This window comes from Marivita hallyeonensis, from assembly GCF_900129875.1.
Lineage (GTDB): Bacteria > Pseudomonadota > Alphaproteobacteria > Rhodobacterales > Rhodobacteraceae > Marivita > Marivita hallyeonensis.
The window spans coordinates 37,015-58,315 of the sequence record NZ_FQXC01000009.1; the positions used below are offsets into that span (position 1 = coordinate 37,015).

The window sequence follows — 21,301 nt, forward strand, 5'->3', positions numbered from 1 at the left end:
GCGCGGATGCAAGACACCATCCTTGGTGGTTCCTACATACGCACCCCCGAGATATAGTAAGGTCCGACTCATCCTAGTGGAAAGGATTCGCCATGCCCCTGTCGCTGGAACAAGAGGCCGAAATCAAGGAGTTGCGCGCTGCGCCGCAGAACACGCTGCGCGCGGTGAGTGAGGGGATGGAGCGCCACCTCTACACGGCGTACCCGGTGCTCGACCACGGGTTCATCCGGGTGGTGGATTACATGGGCGACGATGCCGCGATCTGTCAGGCGGCGCGGGTGTCGTACGGCAAGGGCACGAAATCCGTACAGAACGACGAAGGGCTGATCCGCTACCTCATGCGGCACTGGCATTCGACGCCGTTCGAGATGTGCGAGATCAAGCTGCACGTCAAACTGCCGGTCTTCGTCGCGCGGCAGTGGATCCGGCACCGCACCGCAAACGTCAACGAATACTCGGCCCGGTACTCGATCCTCGACCGGGAATTCTACATCCCCGCGCCCGAACACCTGGCCGCGCAATCGGTGGTGAACAACCAGGGCCGCGGTGCGGCGTTGGAGGGCGAGGAAGCCGACCGCGTGCTGCGCTACCTGCGCGACGATGCAATGCGCTGCTACGACCATTACGAGGAAATGATCAGCCAGGACGGCCAGCAGGGCCTTGCCCGCGAGTTGGCGCGGATGAACCTGCCCGCCAATATCTACACGCAATGGTATTGGAAGGTGGATCTGCACAATTTGCTGCACTTCCTGCGCCTGCGAGCGGACGCCCACGCGCAATTCGAGATCCGCGTCTATGCCGAGGAAATCTGCAAGGTCGTCGCCGACTGGGTGCCGTTTGCCTATCGCGCGTTCGAGGACTACCGCATGGGCGGCGCGACGCTGTCTTCTACAGCGTTGGACTGTGTCCGGCGGATGCTGAAGGGCGAGACGGTGACGCAGGAGAATTCCGGCATGTCCAAGGGGGAATGGCGGGAGTTTGAAGCGGTTTTGAACTGAATGATGCGCGCGAACAGCACCGAAGGTGCCGCGCGATCGCCAGACCGCCCGGACGGGCTGGCGATTTGAGTCACGCTGTGAGCCGCTCACACTGTGTTAGGATTTGGCTTTCATAAAGTTCCGCAGATCGACGGTCGGATCGCCATCCCGCGGTCTGGCGGTCACGCGGGCTTTGCCGGGCTGGAGTCCGGCCCACGGGTGCAAATGTGGTGGGTTTGAAACCCACCCTACGCGGCGGTTCAGTTGTGGGTCAGTGGGCCGGTGAGATCTGCGATGGGAATGGTGCCGGTTTTCGGCAGGAGCGCGAGGTCCAGCTGTGCCTTGGCGCGGAGCTCTTCAACGAGGTCGGGATTGGCGGCCTCCCACGCCTTGAACCCGGCATAGCCCAAGCGGTTCTGCGCGGCGCGGGCCGGGGTGCCGAGGGGTGCGGGCACTTCGTCGATGAATTCGAGCTTGATCTGATTGTAATTCGCCATGCAGGTGGCGACGTCGCCGGAAGACAGAACCTGCGTCGCGGCGGCCTGATCGCAGAGATAGTAAAAAGCAAGAAGTTTCAGGATGGGAGACATGATGGTCCTCACGCATGAGTGTCTGGACCAGCCTCCCGTCCGATCCGGTTACAGGGGTGTGGAAACGGTAACCGGAAATGTCTGAAGATCGGATGAATGCGCCGCGCGCTGCGGTGGGATGCCACAGAGCGCGGGTGTGTCCTGCCTCTTTTTCGGGCAATTGTAGGGGTGATCCCGCCTCATGCCAGCGTCAGCCCAGTATGCCGGGCCAGTTGGCGTTGCCCTTGGCGATGTTGCCGGGGATGTCCTGCAGCCAGAGTTCACGGGCGCGGAGGTTGGCGTTGAGATAAAGCTTGTCTTCGTAGATCGTCCACGCCTCGGGCGTAGTCGGCGCGAGGTAGCCGCGGGAGGCGGCGAAGGCGCAGTAGCCGCCAAAGGCCGGTTCGTAGGCAGTGGGGTTGGATTGGAATGCATCGGCGGAGGCCTGATCGGCAAAGCGCCAGGTTGCACCCTTGTAGTTGACGGTGACGGAGGATGATCCGGCAACAGGGCCATTATTCGTGAAGTAGCCGACCGGGTCGGAGCCATCGATGGCGACACCGCCTTCCTGATAGATTTCCGGCTCGCGCGCCAGGGCGGGGCGGGCGAAGAAGAGTGCCGGGGCGGCGAGGGTAAGCTTGGCGAAGGTACGGCGGTGCATGGGCGTTGGTCCTTTGTTAACGGGTACAGAGTAGACATGGGCAACCCGTTCGGCAAAGGAAGGAGGCTGATACAATCATCCCGCAGCTGTGAAACGCTGTCACATTCCGCCGCCTCTTGGCATTGGCCGTGGTCCCGCATATACGCCCGGTCTGATCCGGAACAGCGGGAGGCCCATCATGCAGGGCAGCGCCAATCTCAACATCATGATCAAGGCCGCGCGCAAGGTCGGACGGTCGCTGAACAAGGATTTCCGCGAGGTCGAGAACCTGCAGAGCTCGGCCGTGAACGCGGCGGCGTTTGTGGCGCGGACCGTCGCAGCGACGGCGGATCTGTTGCGCGAGGAACTGACCGGTGTGCGACGCACGTACGGGTATCTCGACGCGCGTGGCGAAACCGAGGGCGAGGACCCGACGCGACGCTGGATCGTCAACGCGCTGGACGGGCAGACGAATTTCCTGCACGGTCAGCCGCATTATGCCGTGACGATTGCACTGGAGCACAAGCGACAGATCGTGTCGGCGGTGGTGTTCGACCCGGCCAAGGACGAGATGTTCTATTCCGAAAAGGGACAGGGCGCCTGGCTGAATGACAATAAACGCGTGCGCGTGTCCAACCGCGACAGGCTGGTCGATGCGGTTCTGGCCCATGGCGTGCCGAACGGTGTCAAGCGGACGCTGCCCGCGACGCTCAAGGATATGGCGCGGGTGATGCCGGAATGCGCCGGGCTGCGCGCGTCGGGGTCGGCGGCGCTGGACCTTGCCTATGTGGCCTCCGGACGGTTTGACGGGTTCTGGCAGCGCGAGGCGACGGTGATCGATCTGGCGGCGGGAATGCTCATCGCGTCTGAGGCCGGCGCGCTGATCGAAGGGATCCGGAGCGGTCAGAAACCCCTGGAAGACGGCGCGATCCTGAGTGCCAACAATCAGCTGTTTTCCGCCCTCGCCAAGGTGATCCGCACCACCGACTAAGGCGGGACTGTTCCCGGAACGCGGGATGTGTATCATAATCTCCGGTTCTTTCTGGGGATGGATGACATGCGTCTAAGAGGTGTTCGCGGCAGTCGGAATATCGAAGATCGCCGGCGGCGCGGCGGCGGTGGCAAGGCGGGCATCGGCGGTGTTGGCCTTCTCGTGGTGCTGGCTATCGGCTATTTCGCTGGTGTCGATGTGACGCCGCTGTTGCAACAGACGACGCAGGCGTCCCAGGCGCCGCGCGAGCTGAGTGCCGAGGAAGAGCGCGCGGCGGAGTTTACGTCGCGGGTGCTGGCAACCACTGAAGAGGTATGGGGCCAGATCTTTCCGGCGCAAGTGGGGCGTCCCTACGACCCGCCGGTGCTGGTTCTGTTTTCGGGCGCGACCAGTTCGCCCTGTGGCAACGCAAGCGGGGCGACGGGGCCGTTCTACTGCCCGGCGGACGAAAAGGCATATCTCGACACGGAATTCTTCGCGACCCTGTCGCGCCAGCTTGGCGCGCGGGGGGATTTCGCCGCGGCCTATGTGATCGCACATGAGGTGGCGCATCACGTGCAGAACGAGCTGGGCATTCTGGGGCAGGTCAACGAACGGCGTCAGGTCGTGGGGCAAACGCAGGCCAATGCGCTGACGGTGCGGCTCGAATTGCAGGCCGATTGCCTGTCGGGTGTCTGGGCGCGATCGGTGGATGGGTTGCTTGAACCCGGCGATCTGGAAGAGGCGCTGAACGCGGCGCGGATGATCGGTGACGATCACCTGCAAAAACGCGCGGGTCGGGTGCCGCAACCGCACACGTTCACACATGGCACGTCCGAACAGCGGTCGCGCTGGTTCGCGACGGGTTACCAGACGGGCGATATCCGAAGCTGCGATACGTTCAGCACTGACAGGCTCTGACATGATCATCTACGCGCTGCCGGTCGGCCAGGGAATCCTGGGTATTTCGCCCATCCCCGGCGCACGGGGCGACTACGCGGGCGATGTGCAGCATCTGATCGAGTGGAAGCCCTCGATTGTGATGTCGCTTGTCACCGAGGTTGAACTGGTCACGGCGGGCGCGGCCGGTCTGTGGCGCGATCTGGTGGATACCGGCACGCGATGGGAACATCTGCCGATCAGCGATTTCGGCGTGCCGGATGACGCGTTCGACGAGGCGTGGCCGGATGTGAGCGCGACGGCACGGCGCGCGCTCTTGGGCGGCGGACGGGTGCTGGTCCATTGCCGAGGTGGGTGCGGGCGATCCGGCATGGTGGCGTTGCGCTTGATGATCGAGGTGGGCGACGCACCCGAGGACGCCCTGACCCGTCTGCGCGCGGTACGCGCCTGCGCGGTGGAGACCGACGACCAGATGCGCTGGGCGTTCGAGGCGAAACGCGCGCCTGCGGTGTTCCTGCGACATGAGGGGGAGTAGGTGAGAGGCTGGACAACGACCCAAGCGGGGCTCGTTACGGCTGCTTCCTTCCGGACCTGACCGGGTTGGCGAGGCGCTCGCCCGCGCCAACCTCTCGACATGTCAATTAATTCGCGCCGACCGGAATTGCAAGACGGGGACCGTACCGACGGCGGGGACACATTGCCCTTGGCGCAGAAGCGTGGCATCGGCGTGTGCACGAGAAAATCGGGGGGACAGGGCATGCGGTTTGCGGAACAGGTGACCTTTGGCGGGTCCGCGCTGGATCGCGCGGCAGAGTTGCGAGGCGATATGCCCGGTCTTGCCGCCGCGATGCAGGATCCCGCTGCGCGAACTTTGGTGCTTTGGAAAGGCAAACCGCTTTTGATCGGGGATGGGCCGAGCCGCATGCTGGCGCGTCTGCCGCTTGACCATCCGATCCTGAAGGACGCGCGCGTGCCGCCGATTCTTCTGGGTCGCGAAGACGGGGCCGCGCGGTTTGCGCATGACATCTCGGGCTGGCAGCCGGTGGAGGACACAACCGAGGTCGGCGCATTTGTCGACCGGAGCGAACAACATCACCCCGCCGTTCCCGATGATCACCGGTTTGCCGAGCTGCGCATGGTGATGACCGCGCTGACCGCGCGGGATGCGGAACTGGCGGCGACGGCCAAGGCGATCATCGGCTGGCACGAGACGCACCAGTTCTGTGCAAGATGCGGTGCGCCGAGTGATGTGACCCAGGCGGGATGGCAACGCGTGTGCCAGGCCTGCGGCGGCAGTCACTTTCCGCGGACGGACCCGGTGGTGATCATGCTGATCACACGCGGCAACAAGGTACTTCTCGGGCGCTCGCCCGGATGGCCGGAGGGCATGTATTCCTGCCTCGCCGGATTCGTGGAGCCTGGCGAAACCATCGAGGCGGCGGTACGCCGCGAGGTTTGGGAAGAGGCTGGCATCCGGGTGGGTCAGGTCACGTACCTGTCGAGCCAGCCGTGGCCTTTTCCGGCCTCTCTGATGTTCGGGTGCCATGGCGCGGCCCTGACCGATGAGATCACGATTGATCCAGTCGAGATCGAGGATGCGATCTGGGTCAGCCGCGAAGAGGTGATGGACGCCTTTGCGGGGTTGCGAGACGGGCTCTTGCCCGCGCGAAAAGGCGCGATTGCACATTTTTTGCTACGCCACTGGGTTGCCGATACACTGGATTGACGCAACTCTAGTTCAAGGTGGACAGGAAAGGGCATGCCATGCAGGTGACAGCGACCGAAGATGTGGCCGCACCCATAGACCACGTATTTGCAGAGCTTACCGATTTTGCGATGTTTGAACGTCAGGCGTTGCGGCGCGGCATCGACGTGCGGCGGCAATTCAAAGGGGCGGTGCCGCAGATCGGCGAAGGCTGGGACACCAAATTCACCTTTCGCGGCAAGGAGCGGGAGGCGAAGATCGCGCTTGAGGCGTTCGCGCATCCAGACACGCTTGGCTTCAGCGGCGCCTCCGGCGGGCTTGAGACCGCGACCCAGATCGAACTTGTGCCGTTGTCACCGACCCGTACGCGGGTCAACGTGGTGTTCAAGATGTTCCCGAAAACCCTGTCGGCGCGTCTGCTGGTTCAGTCCTTCAAACTGGCGCGGTCCAACATCAACAAGAGGTTCAAGAAACGCATGGCACATTATGCGCGCGAGATCGAAGGCAAGGTGGTGAAATCGGCATGACGTATCTTGGATGGATCACGGCGGCCTGTGTCGCGCTGACGCCGCTCATGGCCAGTGCCCATGAATTCTGGATTGAGCCGAGGGCCTATCAGGTTGACCCGGGCGGATCGATCGTGGCGACGCTGCGCATTGGCGAAGAGTTCGGTGGCGCCGAACAGGCCTATCTTCCGCGCAGCTTCGCGCGCTTCGAGATGCGCTGCGCGGGATCGAAGGCGGGCGTGCCGGGCCGTGCCGGAGACCGTCCGGCACTGGCGGTGAAGGCCCCCGCTGACGGTTTGTGCGTCGCCATCCACCAGACCCAAAGCTATTCGCTGACCTACCAGGAATGGCAGAAGTTTCTGAATTTCGTGGATCACAAGGATTTCGCGACTGCGGTCGCCGACCATAAGGCGCGTGGTTTGCCTGAGACCGGGTTCACGGAGCGCTATAGCCGCTACGCCAAAAGCCTGATTGCGGTTGGCTCTGGTCAGGGCAAAGATCGCGCCGAAGGCCTTGCGACCGAGATCGTGGCGGAGGCGAACCCCTATACCGACAACGTCTCTGGCGGGATGCCCGTGCGGGTTCTCTACAACGGCAAGCCGCGCGCGAATGCGCAGGTCGAACTGTTTGCGAAATCGCCCGGTGGATCGGTAAAGATCACGCTGCACCGGACCGATCGGCAAGGTCGGGTTCGTCTTCCGGTGCGCGCGGGGTATTCGTATCTGGCCGATGCCGTGGTGTTGCGCCCGCTGAAGCCTGCGAAAGACGGCGACCCGGTATGGGAGACGCTATGGGCCTCGCTCACCTTCGCGGTGCCACGCTAGGGCGCGGATGCGTGGGCGCCATCGGCGCCTAGGCGGAATGCCAGTCGAAGAATCCGGGGCCTGCGCGGTCCAGCAAGGTGCGCGCGAGCGCTTTTCCCATGTCCGCGCCGTCGGAAATCGGTCCGCTGACCTCATCGGCATGGGACGCGGACCCGTCCGGTCGCAACACCTCTCCGCGCAGGCGGAGTGTGTCTCCGTCCAGTTCCGCCAATCCGGCGATGGGTGTTTCGCAGGAGCCATCAAGTTCGGCGAGGAAAGCGCGTTCGGCAGCCAGCCGGTGTCCGGTCTCGGTGTGGTGGATCGCGGCAAGCATTTCGGCGGCGCGGTTGTCGTCGGCACGCCGTTCGATCCCGATCGCCCCTTGCGCCACGGCGGGGAGCATATCGTTCGTCTCAATGGCGGTTTTCGGCACCTCGTCCATCTTGAGGCGGTTGAGCCCGGCCATGGCAAGGAAGGTGCAGGAGGCGACACCGTCGGAGAGCTTCTTGAGGCGTGTCTGCAGGTTGCCGCGAAACTCGACCACGTTCAGGTCCGGACGCCGGTTCAGAAGCTGCGCGCGGCGACGCAAGGATGAGGTACCGACAATCGCGGCCTCGGGGAGTTGCGCGATGCCCGTGAGTTCTGGCGAGATGAACGCGTCGCGCACGTCCTCGCGCGGCAGGTAGGTGTCGAGCAACAACCCGTCGGGTTGCAGCACCGGCATATCCTTCATCGAGTGCACTGCGATGTCGATCTTGCCTGACAGCATGTCCTCTTCGATTTCGCGGGTGAAAAGGCCCTTGCCGCCGATCTCCTTGAGCGGGCGGTCGATGATCCTGTCGCCGGTGGTCTTGATGACGACGATGGTAAATGCCTCAAATGGCAGATCAAATGCGAGCGCCAACCGCTCGCGGGTTTCGTTCGCCTGGGCCAGTGCCAGCGGAGAACCGCGTGTGCCGATGTTCAGGGGTTTGTCGGGTGTGGGCAAGTCAATCGTCATGTGTGGATCTTTAGGCGTGTAAACTTCGACTGACAACCATGCTTGTCTTGACATATTGCCGCCAAGGGTTGATCCGAAGGCAAGAACACAAGGAACGACTATGGCCGAGACCAAGACCATCCTGCGCGCACTGGCAGGTGAGACCCTCCCGACACCCCCGATCTGGATGATGCGACAGGCCGGCAGGTACCTGCCAGAATACCGCGCCACGCGGGCGCAGGCCGGGGATTTTCTATCCTTGTGTTACAATTCCGAACTTGCCGCCGAGGTCACGTTGCAGCCGATCCGCCGCTACGGATTCGATGCGGCGATTCTGTTTGCCGATATTCTGCTGCTGCCTCAGGCGTTGGGTGCGGATCTCTGGTTCGTGACCGGTGAAGGCCCGCGTTTGTCCACGATCACGACGCAGGTTGAGTTTGACAAGCTCGGATCCGGCGAGATGATCCACGACACCCTCAACCCGATATACGAAACGGTGCGCATCCTGCGGCGGGAGTTGCCCGAAGAAACGACGCTGATTGGCTTTGCCGGCGCGCCGTGGACGGTGGCAACCTATATGATCGCGGGCCGGGGCACGCCGGATCAGGGTCCGGCGCATGCGCTGAAAGACGAAAACCGCGCACTTTTCGAGGCGATCATCGAGCGGCTCACCGAGAGCACCATCGACTACCTGTCGGCGCAGATCGACGCCGGTGCAGAGGTCGTGAAGATTTTCGACAGCTGGGCGGGGTCTCTCAAGGGAGACGATTTCGACCGCTATGCCAAGTATCCGGCCAAGGTCATCACCGAAGAGATCAAGCGCCGTCATCCGGGTATTCCGGTGATTGCCTTCCCGCGTCAGGCGGGGGACGGGTATATCGGCTTCCACGCCGCGACCGGCGCGGATTGTGTGGCTGTCGACGACAGCGTGACGCCCGAATGGGTGGCAGAGCATGTTCAGCCGGGCGGCTGCGTGCAGGGCAATCTGGCGTCAAAACACATGGTGACGGGCGGCCAGGCTTTGGTTGATGAGACCCGCCACGTGGTCGAAGCGCTGAAAAACGGGCCGCATATCTTCAACCTTGGTCATGGCATCACGCCAGACGCCGATCCTGAAAACGTCCAGCTCATGATCGACACCGTCCGCGGAGGCTAGACCCGCTTTTTGAGCTGTCGCTCTCGCAGGAACACGAACAGACCGGCGCTCAGGATCAGTGTGCATCCGGCCCAGACGCTGGGTGTCGGCCATTCGGCAAAGACGAGCCACCCCCAGAAGAAGGCAAGCGGCAGGCCGATATATTCGAACGGAGCGACGGTGGCCGACGGCGCGATGCGATAGGCCGCGTTCAGGCAGTAGGCCATCGTTGCGTTCAGCACACCCATCGCCGCGAATGTCGCCCAGTCGCTGCGTGCGGGCCATTCCCAGGCGCGTAGCAGAAAGTGCAGGCTCGGGCTGTCCGGTCCGGGGTCGAAACGACCGTCGCCGACACTCAGGAAAAACAGGGCAGATACCCCGATAAAGGCCAGTTGGTTGTAGATCGCCATGGCGGAGGCTTTGCTGGTCAGCCCCAGCGCGCGGGTCATGGTCGCCATACCCGCGTAGAGCGTGGCCGCCACGACCGGCAGCACCAGTACCCAGCGCGAGGTGAGTTCCACATCCAGTGCGCTGGGGTCCTGCATGATCGCCACGCCGACAAAGCCCGCGACAATGGCACCGCCGCGCAGCGGGCCGACACGTTCGCCAAGGAACAGAGCCGAGAAAAGCGTCAGCAGCAGAGGCCCGACGTAGAACAGAGCCGTCGTCAGACCAAGCGGTAAGACGGCCAGAGAGGCAAAGAAGGTGAGGTTCGCGCCCACCAGCATCAGACCCTTCACCGCGTGCAGGACGGGCTGATGGGTGCGCAGCAGGCTGAAACCGCCCTCGATCCGCAGGATCACGAAGCTGATGCAGATGGCGAGTGATGTGCGCGAAAACACGATGAGGTGCAGGGCGTAATCGTCGGAAAGCACCTTGATCAGCAGATCGTTGATCGAGATGGCGACCATCCCGATGCAGAGAAACAGAATGCCCAGACCGGGCCGGTTTTCGCGCTGCGCTGCCATCCTTTCCGGCTAGCGGTTTCGGACGCCGTCGTCACGGTTGAAAGCGACATGCACAGGCAGGACCGGATCCGCGCACAGCTTTGGCCGTTGCGTTCGGGTCGAACGCCGCTAGGTTGCCGGGTCTCGAACGGTGGAGATGTTTCATGGCGGCGATGGTTCAGATCAGCGATGTGAAGAAGGTCTATGGCGACGGCTTCGAAGCGCTCAAGGGCGTGTCCCTCGACATCGAGGATGGCGAGATCCTTGCGCTGCTCGGCCCCAATGGCGCGGGCAAGACCACGCTGATTTCCACGATCTGCGGGATCACCCAGCAAAGCGCGGGGACGATCCTTGTCGGCGGGCACGACAATGTGCGCGACTATCGCCGGGCACGTGAGCTGGTGGGTCTCGTACCGCAGGAGATCAACCTCGAACCGTTCGAGCGGGTGATGAATACGGTCAAATTTTCGCGGGGGTTGTTTGGCAAGCCGCGCAACGATGCATTCATCGAAAAGATCCTCCGCCAGCTGTCGCTTTGGGACAAGCGGGACAACCGGATCATGGAGCTGTCGGGCGGCATGAAACGGCGGGTGCTGATCGCGAAGGCGCTGTCGCACGAACCGCGGGTTCTGTTTCTGGATGAACCGACCGCCGGTGTCGATGTCGAGCTGCGCCGCGACATGTGGGAGATCGTGGCCGGGCTGAAACGCGATGGTGTCACCATCATCCTGACCACGCATTACATCGAAGAGGCCGAGGCCATCGCCGACCGGGTCGGCGTCATCAACAAGGGCGAGATCCTGTTGGTCGAGGCCAAGGAAGACCTGATGACGCGGCTGGGGCAGAAAGAACTGCGGATCGAATTGCAGGAGCCGGTGGCGACACTGCCGGAGGTGTTGCAGGACCGCGGATTGCGGATCGACGAAGACGGTCGCGTGTTGATCTACACTTACGACACGGGGCAGGACCGGACGGGAATCGCGTCGCTGATCCGGGAGGTCACCGAGGCCGGTCTAGTGCTGCGCGACCTGCAGACGACGCAGAATTCGCTTGAAGACATCTTTGTGGGTCTGGTGAACAATCAGGAGGACGCGGCATGAACTGGCAGGCGATCCGGGCAATCTATGTCTTCGAGATGGCGCGATTCTTCCGCACGTTATTGCAGAGCTTCGTGTCGCCGGTAATCTCGACCTCGCTCTATTTCGTGGTCTTCGGCGCGGCGATTGGCTCTCGGATCGATCAGGTGGAGGGGGTATCCTATGGCGCGTTTATCGTGCCGGGGTTGATTATGTTGTCGGTGATGACGCAGGCCATCTCGAATGCGTCGTTCGGCATTTATTTCCCCAAGTTCATCGGCACGATTTACGAATTGCTGTCGGCACCGATCAATTTCCTCGAAATCGTCATGGGCTATGTCGGCGCGGCGGCGACGAAAGCGCTGTTCATCGGCGTGGTGATCCTTGGCACCTCTGCGCTGTTTGTGGACCTCACGATCCAGAATCCACTGGCGATGCTGGCCTTTCTGGTGCTGACCTGCCTGAGCTTTTCGCTCTTCGGGTTCATCATCGGTATCTGGGCCGGGAATTTCGAGCAGTTGCAGCTGATCCCGCTGCTGGTCATCACGCCCTTGGTCTTCCTTGGCGGATCGTTCTATTCGATCTCGATGCTGCCGCCGGTGTGGCAGACGATCTCGTTTTTCAACCCGGTGGTCTACCTCGTGTCGGGCTTCCGCTGGTCGTTCTTTGGTCTGGCGGATGTGCCGATCGGTCTATCGTTGCTGGCGATCCTCGCTTTCACGCTGCTGTGCCTCGGGACGATCTGGTGGATTTTCAAGACAGGATGGCGGATCCGTCAGTAAGCCGATCAGAAGCTGACCAGCGCCGCGCCGAAGATCACGAAGCCGCCGCCGACGAGTTCCCGGGCGGACAGGGGCTCGCCGACGAGGTATGTGGCGGCGAGGACGAGGATGCTTTCGGTGGCGATGATGGCCACGTAGGCGAGGCCAAGAGAGACCTGTCGCAGCAGCAGGATCTCGGCGGTGGCGACGCCGGTGAGGACGATGGCAATCGCCCCGATCACAAAGATCGTTGCATCGTCCGAGGCCATTTTCATGAGAAGTGTGGCAAGCGCGTAGCCGACACCGGCTGTGATCGCCAAAAGGGATTTGTTGGAAAGTACGTCCAAAACATGCATATGAGTCACCGCTGAATGAGTGCGATTTGGTTTTCGAAATATCAGCAAACTTACCATAAAACCGGCGCGGGGCAGAGGCTGGTATACCTGACCTCGGCGGATTGCCGCCGTACGGTGCCCTTGGCTCTAGACCGCTGCGGGCTGTCCCCGACCTCCCATGACCCAGTCCATGGTCATGCCGCCGATCCACATGCAGAACAGGGCGAGCCACGCGGTGCCGGCAAAAATCGACCCGCCGGTCACGCCTGCGCCGATGGCACAGCCTCCGGCCAGCATACCGCCAAACCCCATGAGCGCTGCACCGATCATGGCGTTGCGCATCGGAGTGGGGCCTTCGAAGCCCTGAAACTTGAGCTCACCTGCAACGAACGCGGCGAGGAAGGATCCGACGACGACCCCCGGTACGAGGCCGATGTCGAATTCGAGGATCGACGAACGGTCAAGGAAAAACATCAGGGTGTTCGCCGAGGGGCCGGTGAAGGTCGCGCTTTCGATCTGCACAGGGTCGAAAGCGACCTGGCTCAACGCGTAGGTCAGCGCCCAGCCAAGCGCGACGGCAAAGCCCACGCCGGACGCGAAGACCAGACGGGAAAACCCGATCCGGTTGCGTCGGGACAACTCCAGCGCCAGAAGCGCCGTGGCGAGGCCGAAGACCAGCCCGCTGCCATCGGGCAGGCGCAGAGTGGTGAGGAGCTCCATGTTGCGTCCGCCTTCGGTGATCCACATCGCGGCGAGGCTGTCGCGGATCGGGGCAAGCCATCCGGTCAGAGACATCTGCGCAACAACGGCGAAGATAAGGCCCGAGACGACAGAGCGGAGGTTGCCGGTCGCCGCCAGAACCAGAAGCCGCCCGGAACAGCCGCGTGCCAGCACCATGCCCGCGCCGAACGTCAGCCCGCCGATGATCGCGCCGGACCAGCTTCCCGGAACGGCCATCATTCTGGCCTCTGACGTGTCGATCAGGCCGAACATCTGTGCCGCCTGAACCCAGACCACCGCTGTGGAGAAGGTCAAAAGCCATACCGCGACCTTGTCTTCCATACGTCCGCGCGCGAACTCGACGGCGGCAGCGCGGAGGCAGAAGCGCGAGCGCTGGGCGGCGATGCCGAAGACGATGCCGGTCAGCAGCCCGAATAGTGCGGCAGTCGGCGCTTCGCCGATGCGGTCAACCAATGCGATCAGGTCCATATGGCGCCTCCGTCATGCCGCGTGTTGCATGCGCGAGGTGGAATATGTGCGCCTTGATGTGGATCAGAAACCGCGGCTTTTCCCTCGCCAAGGGTGACAAGCAGGCGTAAAGGACACCCATGCGGCGCATCGTACCCCTTGGTGAAGCCCGGCACTTGCCGATCTGGCGGCGGCCCGTGACGCTTCTGTTTCTGATGGCGATTGCCATGCCGCTGAGCTTTGCGACGTGGTCGGCGCTTCTGAACAATTTCGTCATCGAGGTGGCGCAGTTCGATGGTGCCGACATCGGTTGGCTGCATACCGTGCGGGAAATCCCGGGCTTTCTGGCCATCGGGGTGATCGTGGTCATCCTTTTCATCCGGGAACAGACGCTGGCGATGATCTCATTGACGATGCTGGGAGTTGCGACGGCGCTGACGGCTTTCTTTCCGACGATGGGCGGGATCCTTTTCATCACGCTCATCAGTTCAATCGGGTTCCACTATTACGAGACGGTGAACCAGTCACTGCAGCTGCAATGGCTGCCGAAAGACCGCGCGCCGCAGGTGCTTGGCCTACTGTTGTCGGCGGCGTCAGCGGCAACGTTGGTGGCCTATGGCGTGATCGTGGTGACGTGGCGCGCCTATGATCTGAGCTATCACAGTGTCTACATGGTGTCGGGCGCGCTCACGATTGTCATCGTGATCTACTGCGTCATCGCCATGCCGCAGTTTGAATCGCCAAACCCGCAGACCAAGAAATTCATCCTGCGGAAACGCTACTGGCTCTACTACGCGCTGCAGTTCATGTCGGGCGCGCGACGGCAAATCTTCGTTGTTTTCGCGGCCTTCATGATGGTGGAACGGTTCGGGCTGGACGTGGATCAGATCACAAAGCTGATGCTTGTGACGCTTTTAGCCAACATGATCCTTGCGCCGGTGTTGGGGCAGGTTGTGCACCGTTACGGCGAACGCAACGCGATGGTGTTCGAGTATATCGGCCTGATCCTTGTCTTCGTCGCCTATGGCGGGATCTACTGGTTCGGCTGGGGCGTGGTGCTGGCGGCGGTGCTTTACGTGCTGAACAATATCTTCTTCGCGTTGGCGCTGGCATTGAAGACCTACTTCCAGAAGATCGCCGATCCCGGCGACATTGCCCCGACCGCAGCGGTCGCGTTTACGATCAACCATATCGCGGCGGTGTTTCTGCCTGCGCTCCTTGGCTATTTGTGGCTTGTCTCGCCGGGCGCGGTGTTTGGATTGGCGGCGGGAATGGCGATGGTGTCGCTCATGCTGGCGCTGATGATCCCGCGCCACCCCGAACCCGGCAACGAGACCGTGTTTTCGCGATACGTGGCAGCGCCGGCGGAGTAAGCTTGCGAGACAGGGGGCTTCGTGGCAAGGGACGCCAGAGTTCCCTGACCCCGAAAGCGCCCTCCCATGACCACCTATACTGCCTTCACGACCCTGTCGGACAAATCCTCCGCCGAAGCGCTGGGCGAGGCTTTGGAGGATCTGGAAGATACCCCCTACGGCGTCGGTGTCTTCGAAATCGAGGACGGATCGGGCATGTGGGAAGTCGGCGCCTATTTCATGGACCCGCCGGATGACGTCGCGCTCGCGCTTTTGTCCGCGGCGCATCGCGCGGGCGACTTCGTTGTCTCCGAAGTGCCCGAAACCGATTGGGTCGCAAAGGTCCGGCGCGAACTGGTCCCGGTCCACGCTGGTAGGTTCTACGTCTATGGCAGCCACGATGCGGACACGGTGCCCGACAACGCAGAGCCGCTCTTGATCGAAGCGGCGATGGCGTTCGGGACGGGGCACCACGGTACGACACAGGGCTGTTTACGTGCCCTGGATCGGTTGATCGAGGCAGGCGTGACCTGTCACAACGTGGCCGATATCGGCTGCGGGACGGCCGTTCTTGCCATGGCGGCCGCGCGGGTCTGGCCCGAGACGGTGCTGGCAAGCGATATGGATCAGGTCGCCGTTGAGGTGGCAGAGGCCAATGTCACCGCGAACGGATTATCCGGTCGGGTCGATTGCCTTGAGGCGATGGGCTTCGATCATCCGCGCCTGCATGACGCTGCGCCGTTTGATCTTGTCTTTGCCAACATCCTGAAACAGCCCCTCATCGATCTTGCCCCGGATATGGCACAGCATCTTGCGCCGGGGGGATTCGCGATACTGTCCGGCATCCTGAACGAACAAGGCGACGATGTGGCAGAGGTTTATGCACAAAACGGCATCAATACCTGGCATCGTGAAGAGATTGGTGACTGGACGACGATAACGCTTCAAAAAGCGCCCTCTTAAATCTGCCGCAATTGCCCGAAAAATCGGGTTTTCGCCGTAATTGGGGTCAAATCGCCATGTTTGCCCCATTCTCGCCACATTCTGAGCCTAACTGTGTCACATCCGGTGGGGGCCGGAAATCAAGGCTGCTGATCATGTCACGCAATCAGGAAATGTTCGATGAACGGTACCGCAAGGTACTTGCCCGTCATCGCCAATTGTCGCGCGGATACGCAACGAAGCTCTCCAAAAACGGTCTCGTCACGCATTACCCGATCGGGCATGTGCGCGATGTGTTGTCATTTTCCGTTTTGCTTTGGCCCTTGGGTATTCTGTTTTTCCTTAAGGCCTGCATCGTGACGATCTTCGGTGAAGAAGCTTATCGCGAACAGGTGTCGATCCTGGCAGAGGGAACCATGGGAGAACAGATCGGGGCGTTCTTTTTGCACATGGACCCGATCACGGGAATCCTGGCTCAGATTCTGGGGCTGATCATCAACTGATCGCCCGTATTTACGGATGTGTTGCGCGCACCAAAAATGCCGTGTCAGGGGACTGACACGGCATTTTTTTTGATTTCATTCCGGGGCCAGAGCCCGGATCGACTTAGAACGAGTCGACGTCGGCGCGGGTCAGGCCAATATCGTCAAGCTCATGATCGCTCAGCGCGCGCAGCGCGTTGCGTGTGAGGCGGGCATCGTTCCATGCGGAGAAGTTGGCAAAGAGCGAAGCAAGTGTTGCGCTGAAACCTTTGTGGCCAGCGGCGTATGTGGGGCGGGTGGTGTCGAATGCAGCCATGACCGTTTTCCTTTAAGTGCGCGTGTTGCGGTGTTTCATCTGGCGGGCAGATAGGTGCCTAATTCGACTGCAACAATGGTGATTTTTGCATAGGATTTATGCGCTTTGTGCATGGCTCGAACAGCATAGTAAGTGGTTGAAAAAAGACGCAGAAATACGACGCGCCGCGTGTCTCTTTTGACCGATATGACGTCTAAGCGACATCGGGCATGACGGATTTGGACGGTGTCCCGACTGCGCGTCATTTATATTGATTGCTTGGCGTTTGTTCGCGTTTCGTGCTAGCCGTGCTGAAAAAGCAACAAAGGCGCGAGCAGCATGCGTGTTTTGGGGATTGATCCGGGGTTGCGGTTCCTTGGTTGGGGCGTGATCGAGGCCGAGGGCAGCCGTTTGCGTCATGTGGCAAATGGCGTGTGCCTGTCCGGCACCGGAGAACTTGCCTCCAGACTTCTGGCGCTCCATCAGGCCCTCACGGACGTGTTCGCGCGGTTTCAGCCGCATACGGTCGCCATCGAGAAGACTTTCGTGAACAAGGACGCAGTCGGAACGCTCAAGCTTGGGCAGGCGCGCGGTGTGGCTCTTCTGGTGCCCGCACAGTTCGGACTGGAGATCGGGGAGTATTCACCCAACTCCGTGAAAAAAACCGTGGTCGGTGTGGGTCACGCCGACAAACGACAAGTCGAGCACATGGTAAAGATGCAGCTGCCCGGCGCTGAAATCCACGGCTCGGACGCGGCAGACGCCCTGGCGATCGCGATCTGTCACGCGCATCATATGACCGGCCCGGGCATGAGGATGCGCGCATGATCGGGCGGATTGCCGGTGTCGTGATTTACAAGGGCGATGATCACGTCCTCATCGACGTGCGCGGCGTTGGCTATTCGGTCTATTGCTCGGATAGGGTGCTGGCGCAGGTGCCGGGACCCGGAGAAGCGGTGGCCCTGTTCACGGACCTCTTGGTGCGCGAGGATCTGCTGCAGCTCTTCGGGTTTCCCACGCTGATCGAAAAGGAATGGCACCGCCTGCTGATGTCGGTGCAGGGCGTCGGGGCTAAAGCGTCACTGGCGATCCTTGGTGCCTTGGGGCCCGATGGCGTTGGGCGGGCGATTGCGCTGGGCGACTGGAACTCGGTGAAGGCGGCCAAAGGCATAGGCCCGAAAACCGCGCAGCGTGTGGTGAACGAGTTGAAAGACAAGGCCCCGGCCGTCATGGCGATGGGCGGCACCGCGCCTGTGGCACCGCCGCCCGACACCGACGACGATGCGGTGATCGAACCGGTTCGTGCTGCGCCAGCGGCTCCGGCCCCTGTGCCATCCGCATCAGCACAGGCAGAGGCATTGTCGGCGCTGGGCAATCTTGGTTATGCGCCCGGTGAAGCGGCCAGCGCTGTGGCGCAGGCGTCTGGCGAGAATCCAACCGCAACAACGCCGGACCTGATTCTGGCCGCATTGAAACTTCTGGCGCCGAAGGGATGAGGGGTGCATGCTCATCCGCCCAAACCTGCGTCTTCGCGAGGCGCGCCCTTGCATGTGAGGAACGCGCATGAGTTCTGACCCGACACTGCGGCCCGAGCCTTTGCCGGAGGACCGGGACCGGGCATTGCGGCCGCAGATGCTCGATGATTTCGTGGGGCAAGCGGAGGCCCGCGCCAATCTGCGTGTGTTTATCCAATCCGCCCGACAGCGGGCGGACTCGATGGATCACACGCTGTTTCACGGCCCGCCCGGACTGGGCAAGACAACGCTGGCGCAGATCATGGCGCGCGAGTTGGGCGTCGGGTTTCGCATGACCTCCGGGCCGGTGCTGGCGAAGGCGGGCGATCTGGCCGCGATCCTGACCAATCTCGAAGCGCGGGATGTGTTGTTCATCGACGAGATCCACCGGCTGAACCCGGCCGTGGAGGAAGTGCTCTATCCGGCCATGGAGGATTACGAGCTTGATCTGGTGATCGGCGAAGGGCCAGCGGCGCGGACGGTCCGGATCGAGCTGCAGCCTTTCACGCTTGTCGGGGCCACGACGCGGTTGGGGCTGCTGACAACGCCCTTGCGTGACCGGTTCGGCATTCCGACGCGGCTGAATTTTTATACCGAGGATGAGCTGAACACGATCGTTGCGCGCAATGCCGTGAAACTTGGTGTGGAGGCGGCGCCGGAGGGCGCGCGCGAGATCGCCAGACGGTCACGCGGGACACCGCGGATCGCCGGCCGGCTTCTGCGCCGGGTGGTGGATTTCGCCGTGGTCGAGGGTGATGGGATTGTCACGAAAGAGCTCGCCGATGGCGCGCTGACCCGGTTGGGCGTAGATCATATTGGTCTTGATGCGGCGGACCGGCGCTACTTGCGGCTGATTGCCGAGAATTACGCCGGTGGTCCGGTCGGGATCGAAACCTTGTCCGCGGCGCTGTCGGAAAGTCGGGATGCTTTGGAAGAGGTGATCGAGCCCTATCTCTTGCAGCAGGGCCTGATCCAGCGCACACCACGCGGGCGGATGCTGGCGCAGAAGGGTTGGAGCCATTTGGGGTTGGCGACACCGCGAGCGACTGGGAGCAAAGATCTGTTTGATTGAGACGGCTGAATCCGCGCTACAGTCTGCTGTTTCTTAGAAGGTCTACTCGATTCAAGCAGATACCGAGAACCCTTGTATCTCAAATCATCGAAAAACCCTTCATCGCGCCGATGAGGTCAGGGATCTTCTTTTTGAACTTGAAGAAGCCTGCCGTCGCGTGTGGCCACGCGCGGCGATCGTGGTCGCGCAGCACGCGGGTGAGAGAGACGTCTCTGATATCGTTCAGGATCGCGGCACTGGGTCCCACGGGCGCATAAGGTGTGACGATCTGAGCACCGCCATAAGACGCGGCCCACTCTTCGATTTCGCGCGCCAAGGTCAGGCCTTTGGTCACTGGGCCCAGTGTGTCAGACCAGCGTTCCGTCACATCGTCCATCAGCGCCGACTTGAACGTTTTGACCGCGGGCGAAACATGCAGGGGGCTGAGGCCGTCGGTGGCGTCGAGCGTGGCCGTGGCTATGGGCGCGACGCCAAGATCGAAGAGCCAGCCGGGGCTCAGATCGTCTTCGTGCAGCAGAAGGAGTGTCGGTTGCGATGGGTCCAACATGTCGCCCGTGGGCGGGTCCATCCGCGGCGGATGATCGGGCCCGTCGAGCGGTTCTGGATTCGGCGTCAGCTGATGGGTCGGATTGAACCGACCTTCTGTGTATTTCGAAATGTTGGATGCGCGCGCGGCGTAATTCTTGCCGTGTGTCTGCAGCCCGGCCACCCATCGCCAGCTGAGCGTGTTGGATGCCGGATCGCCGTCGTAGAGGTGGCGCAGGAAAAAGTCCGCGCCGAGCTCCCATGGCAGGCGCAGGGTGAAGATCCAGATCGAGGCGAACCACATGCGGGCGTGGTTGTGCAGATAACCGGTCTCGACCAGCTCATGTGCCCAGTGATTGAAGCAGTCGATGTCGGTGTCGCCCTTGCAGGCGGCTTCCCATTCGGCGCGCAATCCGGACTGCGTTTGAACGCGGTCCCATGCGTTGGCGAGGCTCTGACGATATCCGCCCCAAACGGCGGGCCGCATTTCGAGCCAACCTTTCCAATAGGTGCGCCAATAAACCTCCTGGATAAACTTTTCGGCCACACTGGTCGAGAAGTGTCCAAGGACCGCATCGAGCACTTCAGGTTCTGTTAACACTCGGTGGCGTATGTAGGGCGACAGCGTGGACACGTTGTCATGGTTTCCCGGGCCGCGGTCGTAATTCCGTTCGGCGGCGTAGTCGCGTCCGGCTTTGGGGACGAACCGGGACAGGAGTTCAAGGGCTGCGGTGCGGGTTGGTGGAAATGTCTGGCTCATGCCGCGTGAGGTAACTCCGTTCTGCGACCCGTCAACGGCGTGCCGCACCCGGCCCCCCTTGCAGCCCCTCGGACCCGACACTAGTCTCTGGCTAACTCGCAACCGCGGCACCGTCCGGTCGCCGCTTCATCCAGGCAGGCACAGATGAAAGATCCTTTCGACACCTATATGAACACGCTCGTCCCCATGGTGGTGGAACAGACCAGCCGTGGCGAACGCGCTTACGATATCTTCTCGCGACTACTGAAAGAGCGGATCATCTTCCTCAACGGTCCGGTGCATGACGGCATGTCGTCGCTGATTGTGGCGCAGCTTTTGCACCTCGAGGCGGAGAATCCGTCGAAAGAAATCAGCATGTACATCAACTCGCCCGGCGGGGTGGTGACGTCCGGTCTGTCGATCTACGACACGATGCAATATATCAAGCCGAAGGTCAGCACGCTGGTCATCGGTCAGGCGGCGTCGATGGGATCACTGCTTCTCACCGCGGGCGAGGCGGGGATGCGGTTCTCTTTGCCCAATAGCCGGGTGATGGTGCACCAACCGTCTGGCGGCTACCAGGGCCAGGCGACCGATATCATGATCCACGCGCAGGAGACGCAGAAGCTCAAGCAGCGCCTGAACGAGATCTACGTGAAGCACACCGGTCAGACGCTGAAAAAGGTCGAAGCGGCGCTTGAGCGTGACAACTTCATGTCGCCGGAAGAGGCCAAGGACTGGGGCCTGATCGACGAGATTGTCGAGAGCCGTGCCAAAGGAACCGACGAAGAGTAAAACGTGATCGGGCCACACTGCCACGGATGCGTTTTTGGCGTTGTGGCCCATGATCTGCTGTCCTAAGGTTCTGGCAAGAGAATACGGTACACCT

25 protein-coding genes and 1 other RNA gene are annotated in these 21,301 nt (G+C 61.9%); 17 read left to right on the forward strand and 9 right to left on the reverse strand.

Features of this window, described 5'->3' with window-relative positions; translation table 11 throughout:
• Positions 1-92: 92 nt before the first annotated feature.
• On the forward strand, positions 93-998 hold the full coding sequence (gene thyX, locus BUA42_RS19715) for an FAD-dependent thymidylate synthase (protein WP_072780061.1): 906 nt from the start codon (positions 93-95) through the stop codon (positions 996-998).
• Between the two features lie 239 nt (positions 999-1,237).
• Here thyX and BUA42_RS19720 read toward each other — a convergent pair whose 3' ends face one another.
• Positions 1,238-1,567 carry a hypothetical protein gene (locus BUA42_RS19720; RefSeq protein WP_072780062.1) on the reverse strand — a complete coding sequence of 110 codons (330 nt, stop codon included), beginning with the start codon at positions 1,565-1,567 and terminating at the stop codon, positions 1,238-1,240.
• A gap of 190 nt (positions 1,568-1,757) precedes the next feature.
• Positions 1,758-2,207: a YHS domain-containing (seleno)protein gene (locus BUA42_RS19725; RefSeq protein WP_072780063.1), complete on the reverse strand. Its 450-nt coding sequence runs from the start codon at positions 2,205-2,207 to the stop codon at positions 1,758-1,760.
• A 178-nt stretch (positions 2,208-2,385) separates the two neighbouring features.
• Between BUA42_RS19725 and BUA42_RS19730 the strand changes: the two genes are divergently transcribed.
• From BUA42_RS19730 to BUA42_RS19740, 3 genes are all read left to right on the forward strand, one after another.
• Entirely contained in the window at positions 2,386-3,177 is a 792-nt protein-coding gene (locus BUA42_RS19730) for an inositol monophosphatase family protein (protein WP_072780064.1), read from the forward strand.
• Between the two features lie 66 nt (positions 3,178-3,243).
• Positions 3,244-4,077 carry a KPN_02809 family neutral zinc metallopeptidase gene (ypfJ, locus tag BUA42_RS19735; RefSeq protein ID WP_072780098.1) on the forward strand — a complete coding sequence of 278 codons (834 nt, stop codon included), beginning with the start codon at positions 3,244-3,246 and terminating at the stop codon, positions 4,075-4,077.
• Between the two features lies 1 nt (position 4,078).
• A complete protein-coding gene (locus BUA42_RS19740) occupies positions 4,079-4,591 on the forward strand; it encodes a protein-tyrosine phosphatase family protein (RefSeq protein WP_072780065.1) in 513 nt (170 codons plus the stop codon).
• Here the strand turns inward: BUA42_RS19740 and ffs are convergent.
• Positions 4,591-4,687: signal recognition particle sRNA small type (gene ffs / locus BUA42_RS19745), an RNA gene on the reverse strand. The two genes, BUA42_RS19740 and ffs, sit on opposite strands and share 1 nt — an antisense overlap.
• Before the next feature lie 126 nt (positions 4,688-4,813).
• On the opposite strand from ffs, the gene nudC reads away from it, so the two are divergent.
• From nudC to BUA42_RS19760, 3 genes are read left to right on the forward strand one after another with little or no spacing between them, the layout of a single operon-like run.
• Positions 4,814-5,782, forward strand: coding sequence for an NAD(+) diphosphatase (gene nudC / locus BUA42_RS19750; RefSeq protein WP_072780066.1), 969 nt, complete (start codon positions 4,814-4,816; stop codon positions 5,780-5,782).
• A gap of 38 nt (positions 5,783-5,820) precedes the next feature.
• The gene (locus BUA42_RS19755; RefSeq protein WP_072780067.1) at positions 5,821-6,288 is read left to right on the forward strand and encodes an SRPBCC family protein; all 468 of its coding nucleotides are present in this window, start codon (positions 5,821-5,823) and stop codon (positions 6,286-6,288) included.
• Positions 6,285-7,091 (forward strand): DUF4198 domain-containing protein, encoded by an 807-nt coding sequence (locus tag BUA42_RS19760; RefSeq protein ID WP_072780068.1) that lies wholly within the window; start codon positions 6,285-6,287, stop codon positions 7,089-7,091. The genes BUA42_RS19755 and BUA42_RS19760 overlap by 4 nt, the downstream gene beginning before the upstream one ends.
• 28 nt (positions 7,092-7,119) lie before the next feature.
• On the opposite strand, the gene hemC is transcribed toward BUA42_RS19760, so the two are convergent.
• The gene (gene hemC / locus BUA42_RS19765; RefSeq protein WP_072780069.1) at positions 7,120-8,070 is read right to left on the reverse strand and encodes a hydroxymethylbilane synthase; all 951 of its coding nucleotides are present in this window, start codon (positions 8,068-8,070) and stop codon (positions 7,120-7,122) included.
• 100 nt (positions 8,071-8,170) lie between these two features.
• On the opposite strand from hemC, the gene hemE reads away from it, so the two are divergent.
• Positions 8,171-9,205, forward strand: a complete 1,035-nt coding sequence (gene hemE, locus BUA42_RS19770; protein ID WP_072780070.1) for a uroporphyrinogen decarboxylase — start codon at positions 8,171-8,173, stop codon at positions 9,203-9,205.
• On the opposite strand, the gene BUA42_RS19775 is transcribed toward hemE, so the two are convergent.
• On the reverse strand, positions 9,202-10,152 hold the full coding sequence (locus BUA42_RS19775; protein ID WP_072780071.1) for a DMT family transporter: 951 nt from the start codon (positions 10,150-10,152) through the stop codon (positions 9,202-9,204). The genes hemE and BUA42_RS19775 overlap by 4 nt on opposite strands.
• A gap of 143 nt (positions 10,153-10,295) precedes the next feature.
• On the opposite strand from BUA42_RS19775, the gene BUA42_RS19780 reads away from it, so the two are divergent.
• Positions 10,296-11,231, forward strand: a complete 936-nt coding sequence (locus tag BUA42_RS19780) for an ABC transporter ATP-binding protein (protein ID WP_072780072.1) — start codon at positions 10,296-10,298, stop codon at positions 11,229-11,231.
• Positions 11,228-11,989 (forward strand): ABC transporter permease, encoded by a 762-nt coding sequence (locus tag BUA42_RS19785; RefSeq protein ID WP_072780073.1) that lies wholly within the window; start codon positions 11,228-11,230, stop codon positions 11,987-11,989. The genes BUA42_RS19780 and BUA42_RS19785 overlap by 4 nt, the downstream gene beginning before the upstream one ends.
• A 5-nt stretch (positions 11,990-11,994) precedes the next feature.
• Here the strand turns inward: BUA42_RS19785 and BUA42_RS19790 are convergent, their stop codons facing one another.
• Together BUA42_RS19790 and BUA42_RS19795 are read right to left on the reverse strand one after the other, a co-directional pair.
• On the reverse strand, positions 11,995-12,324 hold the full coding sequence (locus BUA42_RS19790) for a hypothetical protein (RefSeq protein ID WP_072780074.1): 330 nt from the start codon (positions 12,322-12,324) through the stop codon (positions 11,995-11,997).
• Positions 12,325-12,450: 126 nt separating this feature from the next.
• Positions 12,451-13,512 (reverse strand): YeeE/YedE family protein, encoded by a 1,062-nt coding sequence (locus BUA42_RS19795; protein WP_072780075.1) that lies wholly within the window; start codon positions 13,510-13,512, stop codon positions 12,451-12,453.
• A gap of 119 nt (positions 13,513-13,631) precedes the next feature.
• On the opposite strand from BUA42_RS19795, the gene BUA42_RS19800 reads away from it, so the two are divergent.
• The 3 genes from BUA42_RS19800 to BUA42_RS19810 all read left to right on the forward strand — a co-directional run bounded on the left by BUA42_RS19800 (position 13,632) and on the right by BUA42_RS19810 (position 16,288).
• Positions 13,632-14,864, forward strand: a complete 1,233-nt coding sequence (locus BUA42_RS19800) for an MFS transporter (RefSeq protein ID WP_072780076.1) — start codon at positions 13,632-13,634, stop codon at positions 14,862-14,864.
• 66 nt (positions 14,865-14,930) lie between these two features.
• Positions 14,931-15,806, forward strand: a complete 876-nt coding sequence (locus BUA42_RS19805; protein WP_072780077.1) for a 50S ribosomal protein L11 methyltransferase — start codon at positions 14,931-14,933, stop codon at positions 15,804-15,806.
• 134 nt (positions 15,807-15,940) lie between these two features.
• The gene (locus tag BUA42_RS19810; protein ID WP_072780078.1) at positions 15,941-16,288 is read left to right on the forward strand and encodes a hypothetical protein; all 348 of its coding nucleotides are present in this window, start codon (positions 15,941-15,943) and stop codon (positions 16,286-16,288) included.
• Between the two features lie 103 nt (positions 16,289-16,391).
• On the opposite strand, the gene BUA42_RS19815 is transcribed toward BUA42_RS19810, so the two are convergent.
• Positions 16,392-16,583, reverse strand: a complete 192-nt coding sequence (locus tag BUA42_RS19815; protein WP_072780079.1) for a DUF1127 domain-containing protein — start codon at positions 16,581-16,583, stop codon at positions 16,392-16,394.
• A gap of 318 nt (positions 16,584-16,901) precedes the next feature.
• Between BUA42_RS19815 and ruvC the strand changes: the two genes are divergently transcribed.
• The 3 genes from ruvC to ruvB all read left to right on the forward strand — a co-directional run bounded on the left by ruvC (position 16,902) and on the right by ruvB (position 19,148).
• A complete protein-coding gene (gene ruvC, locus BUA42_RS19820; protein ID WP_072780080.1) occupies positions 16,902-17,390 on the forward strand; it encodes a crossover junction endodeoxyribonuclease RuvC in 489 nt (162 codons plus the stop codon).
• The gene (gene ruvA / locus BUA42_RS19825) at positions 17,387-18,058 is read left to right on the forward strand and encodes a Holliday junction branch migration protein RuvA (protein ID WP_072780081.1); all 672 of its coding nucleotides are present in this window, start codon (positions 17,387-17,389) and stop codon (positions 18,056-18,058) included. Before ruvC ends, ruvA begins: the two co-directional genes overlap by 4 nt.
• Positions 18,059-18,125: 67 nt before the next feature.
• A complete protein-coding gene (ruvB, locus tag BUA42_RS19830) occupies positions 18,126-19,148 on the forward strand; it encodes a Holliday junction branch migration DNA helicase RuvB (protein WP_072780082.1) in 1,023 nt (340 codons plus the stop codon).
• 79 nt (positions 19,149-19,227) lie between these two features.
• On the opposite strand, the gene BUA42_RS19835 is transcribed toward ruvB, so the two are convergent.
• Positions 19,228-20,433 (reverse strand): FAD-binding domain-containing protein, encoded by a 1,206-nt coding sequence (locus BUA42_RS19835; protein ID WP_072780083.1) that lies wholly within the window; start codon positions 20,431-20,433, stop codon positions 19,228-19,230.
• Between the two features lie 144 nt (positions 20,434-20,577).
• Here BUA42_RS19835 and BUA42_RS19840 point away from each other — a divergent pair, with 144 nt between their 5' ends.
• On the forward strand, positions 20,578-21,207 hold the full coding sequence (locus tag BUA42_RS19840; protein WP_072780084.1) for an ATP-dependent Clp protease proteolytic subunit: 630 nt from the start codon (positions 20,578-20,580) through the stop codon (positions 21,205-21,207).
• The last annotated feature ends 94 nt before the right edge of the window (positions 21,208-21,301 follow it).

Excerpts from the sequence above, each read along its gene's own strand:
- BUA42_RS19840 (WP_072780084.1), top strand. The coding sequence starts at position 20,578 with ATGAAAGATCCTTTCGACACCTATATGAACACGCTCGTCCCCATGGTG.
- BUA42_RS19780 (WP_072780072.1), top strand. The coding sequence starts at position 10,296 with ATGGCGGCGATGGTTCAGATCAGCGATGTGAAGAAGGTCTATGGCGAC.
- BUA42_RS19815 (WP_072780079.1), bottom strand. The coding sequence starts at position 16,583 with ATGGCTGCATTCGACACCACCCGCCCCACATACGCCGCTGGCCACAAA.
- BUA42_RS19755 (WP_072780067.1), top strand. The coding sequence starts at position 5,821 with ATGCAGGTGACAGCGACCGAAGATGTGGCCGCACCCATAGACCACGTA.
- ruvC (WP_072780080.1), top strand. The coding sequence starts at position 16,902 with ATGCGTGTTTTGGGGATTGATCCGGGGTTGCGGTTCCTTGGTTGGGGC.
- thyX (WP_072780061.1), top strand. The coding sequence starts at position 93 with ATGCCCCTGTCGCTGGAACAAGAGGCCGAAATCAAGGAGTTGCGCGCT.
- ruvB (WP_072780082.1), top strand. The coding sequence starts at position 18,126 with ATGAGTTCTGACCCGACACTGCGGCCCGAGCCTTTGCCGGAGGACCGG.
- hemE (WP_072780070.1), top strand. The coding sequence starts at position 8,171 with ATGGCCGAGACCAAGACCATCCTGCGCGCACTGGCAGGTGAGACCCTC.
- BUA42_RS19785 (WP_072780073.1), top strand. The coding sequence starts at position 11,228 with ATGAACTGGCAGGCGATCCGGGCAATCTATGTCTTCGAGATGGCGCGA.
- hemC (WP_072780069.1), bottom strand. The coding sequence starts at position 8,070 with ATGACGATTGACTTGCCCACACCCGACAAACCCCTGAACATCGGCACA.
- BUA42_RS19730 (WP_072780064.1), top strand. The coding sequence starts at position 2,386 with ATGCAGGGCAGCGCCAATCTCAACATCATGATCAAGGCCGCGCGCAAG.
- BUA42_RS19760 (WP_072780068.1), top strand. The coding sequence starts at position 6,285 with ATGACGTATCTTGGATGGATCACGGCGGCCTGTGTCGCGCTGACGCCG.
- BUA42_RS19805 (WP_072780077.1), top strand. The coding sequence starts at position 14,931 with ATGACCACCTATACTGCCTTCACGACCCTGTCGGACAAATCCTCCGCC.
- BUA42_RS19835 (WP_072780083.1), bottom strand. The coding sequence starts at position 20,433 with ATGAGCCAGACATTTCCACCAACCCGCACCGCAGCCCTTGAACTCCTG.
- BUA42_RS19790 (WP_072780074.1), bottom strand. The coding sequence starts at position 12,324 with ATGCATGTTTTGGACGTACTTTCCAACAAATCCCTTTTGGCGATCACA.
- BUA42_RS19800 (WP_072780076.1), top strand. The coding sequence starts at position 13,632 with ATGCGGCGCATCGTACCCCTTGGTGAAGCCCGGCACTTGCCGATCTGG.
- BUA42_RS19725 (WP_072780063.1), bottom strand. The coding sequence starts at position 2,207 with ATGCACCGCCGTACCTTCGCCAAGCTTACCCTCGCCGCCCCGGCACTC.
- BUA42_RS19775 (WP_072780071.1), bottom strand. The coding sequence starts at position 10,152 with ATGGCAGCGCAGCGCGAAAACCGGCCCGGTCTGGGCATTCTGTTTCTC.
- BUA42_RS19810 (WP_072780078.1), top strand. The coding sequence starts at position 15,941 with ATGTCACGCAATCAGGAAATGTTCGATGAACGGTACCGCAAGGTACTT.
- BUA42_RS19740 (WP_072780065.1), top strand. The coding sequence starts at position 4,079 with ATGATCATCTACGCGCTGCCGGTCGGCCAGGGAATCCTGGGTATTTCG.
- nudC (WP_072780066.1), top strand. The coding sequence starts at position 4,814 with ATGCGGTTTGCGGAACAGGTGACCTTTGGCGGGTCCGCGCTGGATCGC.
- BUA42_RS19720 (WP_072780062.1), bottom strand. The coding sequence starts at position 1,567 with ATGTCTCCCATCCTGAAACTTCTTGCTTTTTACTATCTCTGCGATCAG.
- ypfJ (WP_072780098.1), top strand. The coding sequence starts at position 3,244 with ATGCGTCTAAGAGGTGTTCGCGGCAGTCGGAATATCGAAGATCGCCGG.
- ruvA (WP_072780081.1), top strand. The coding sequence starts at position 17,387 with ATGATCGGGCGGATTGCCGGTGTCGTGATTTACAAGGGCGATGATCAC.
- BUA42_RS19795 (WP_072780075.1), bottom strand. The coding sequence starts at position 13,512 with ATGGACCTGATCGCATTGGTTGACCGCATCGGCGAAGCGCCGACTGCC.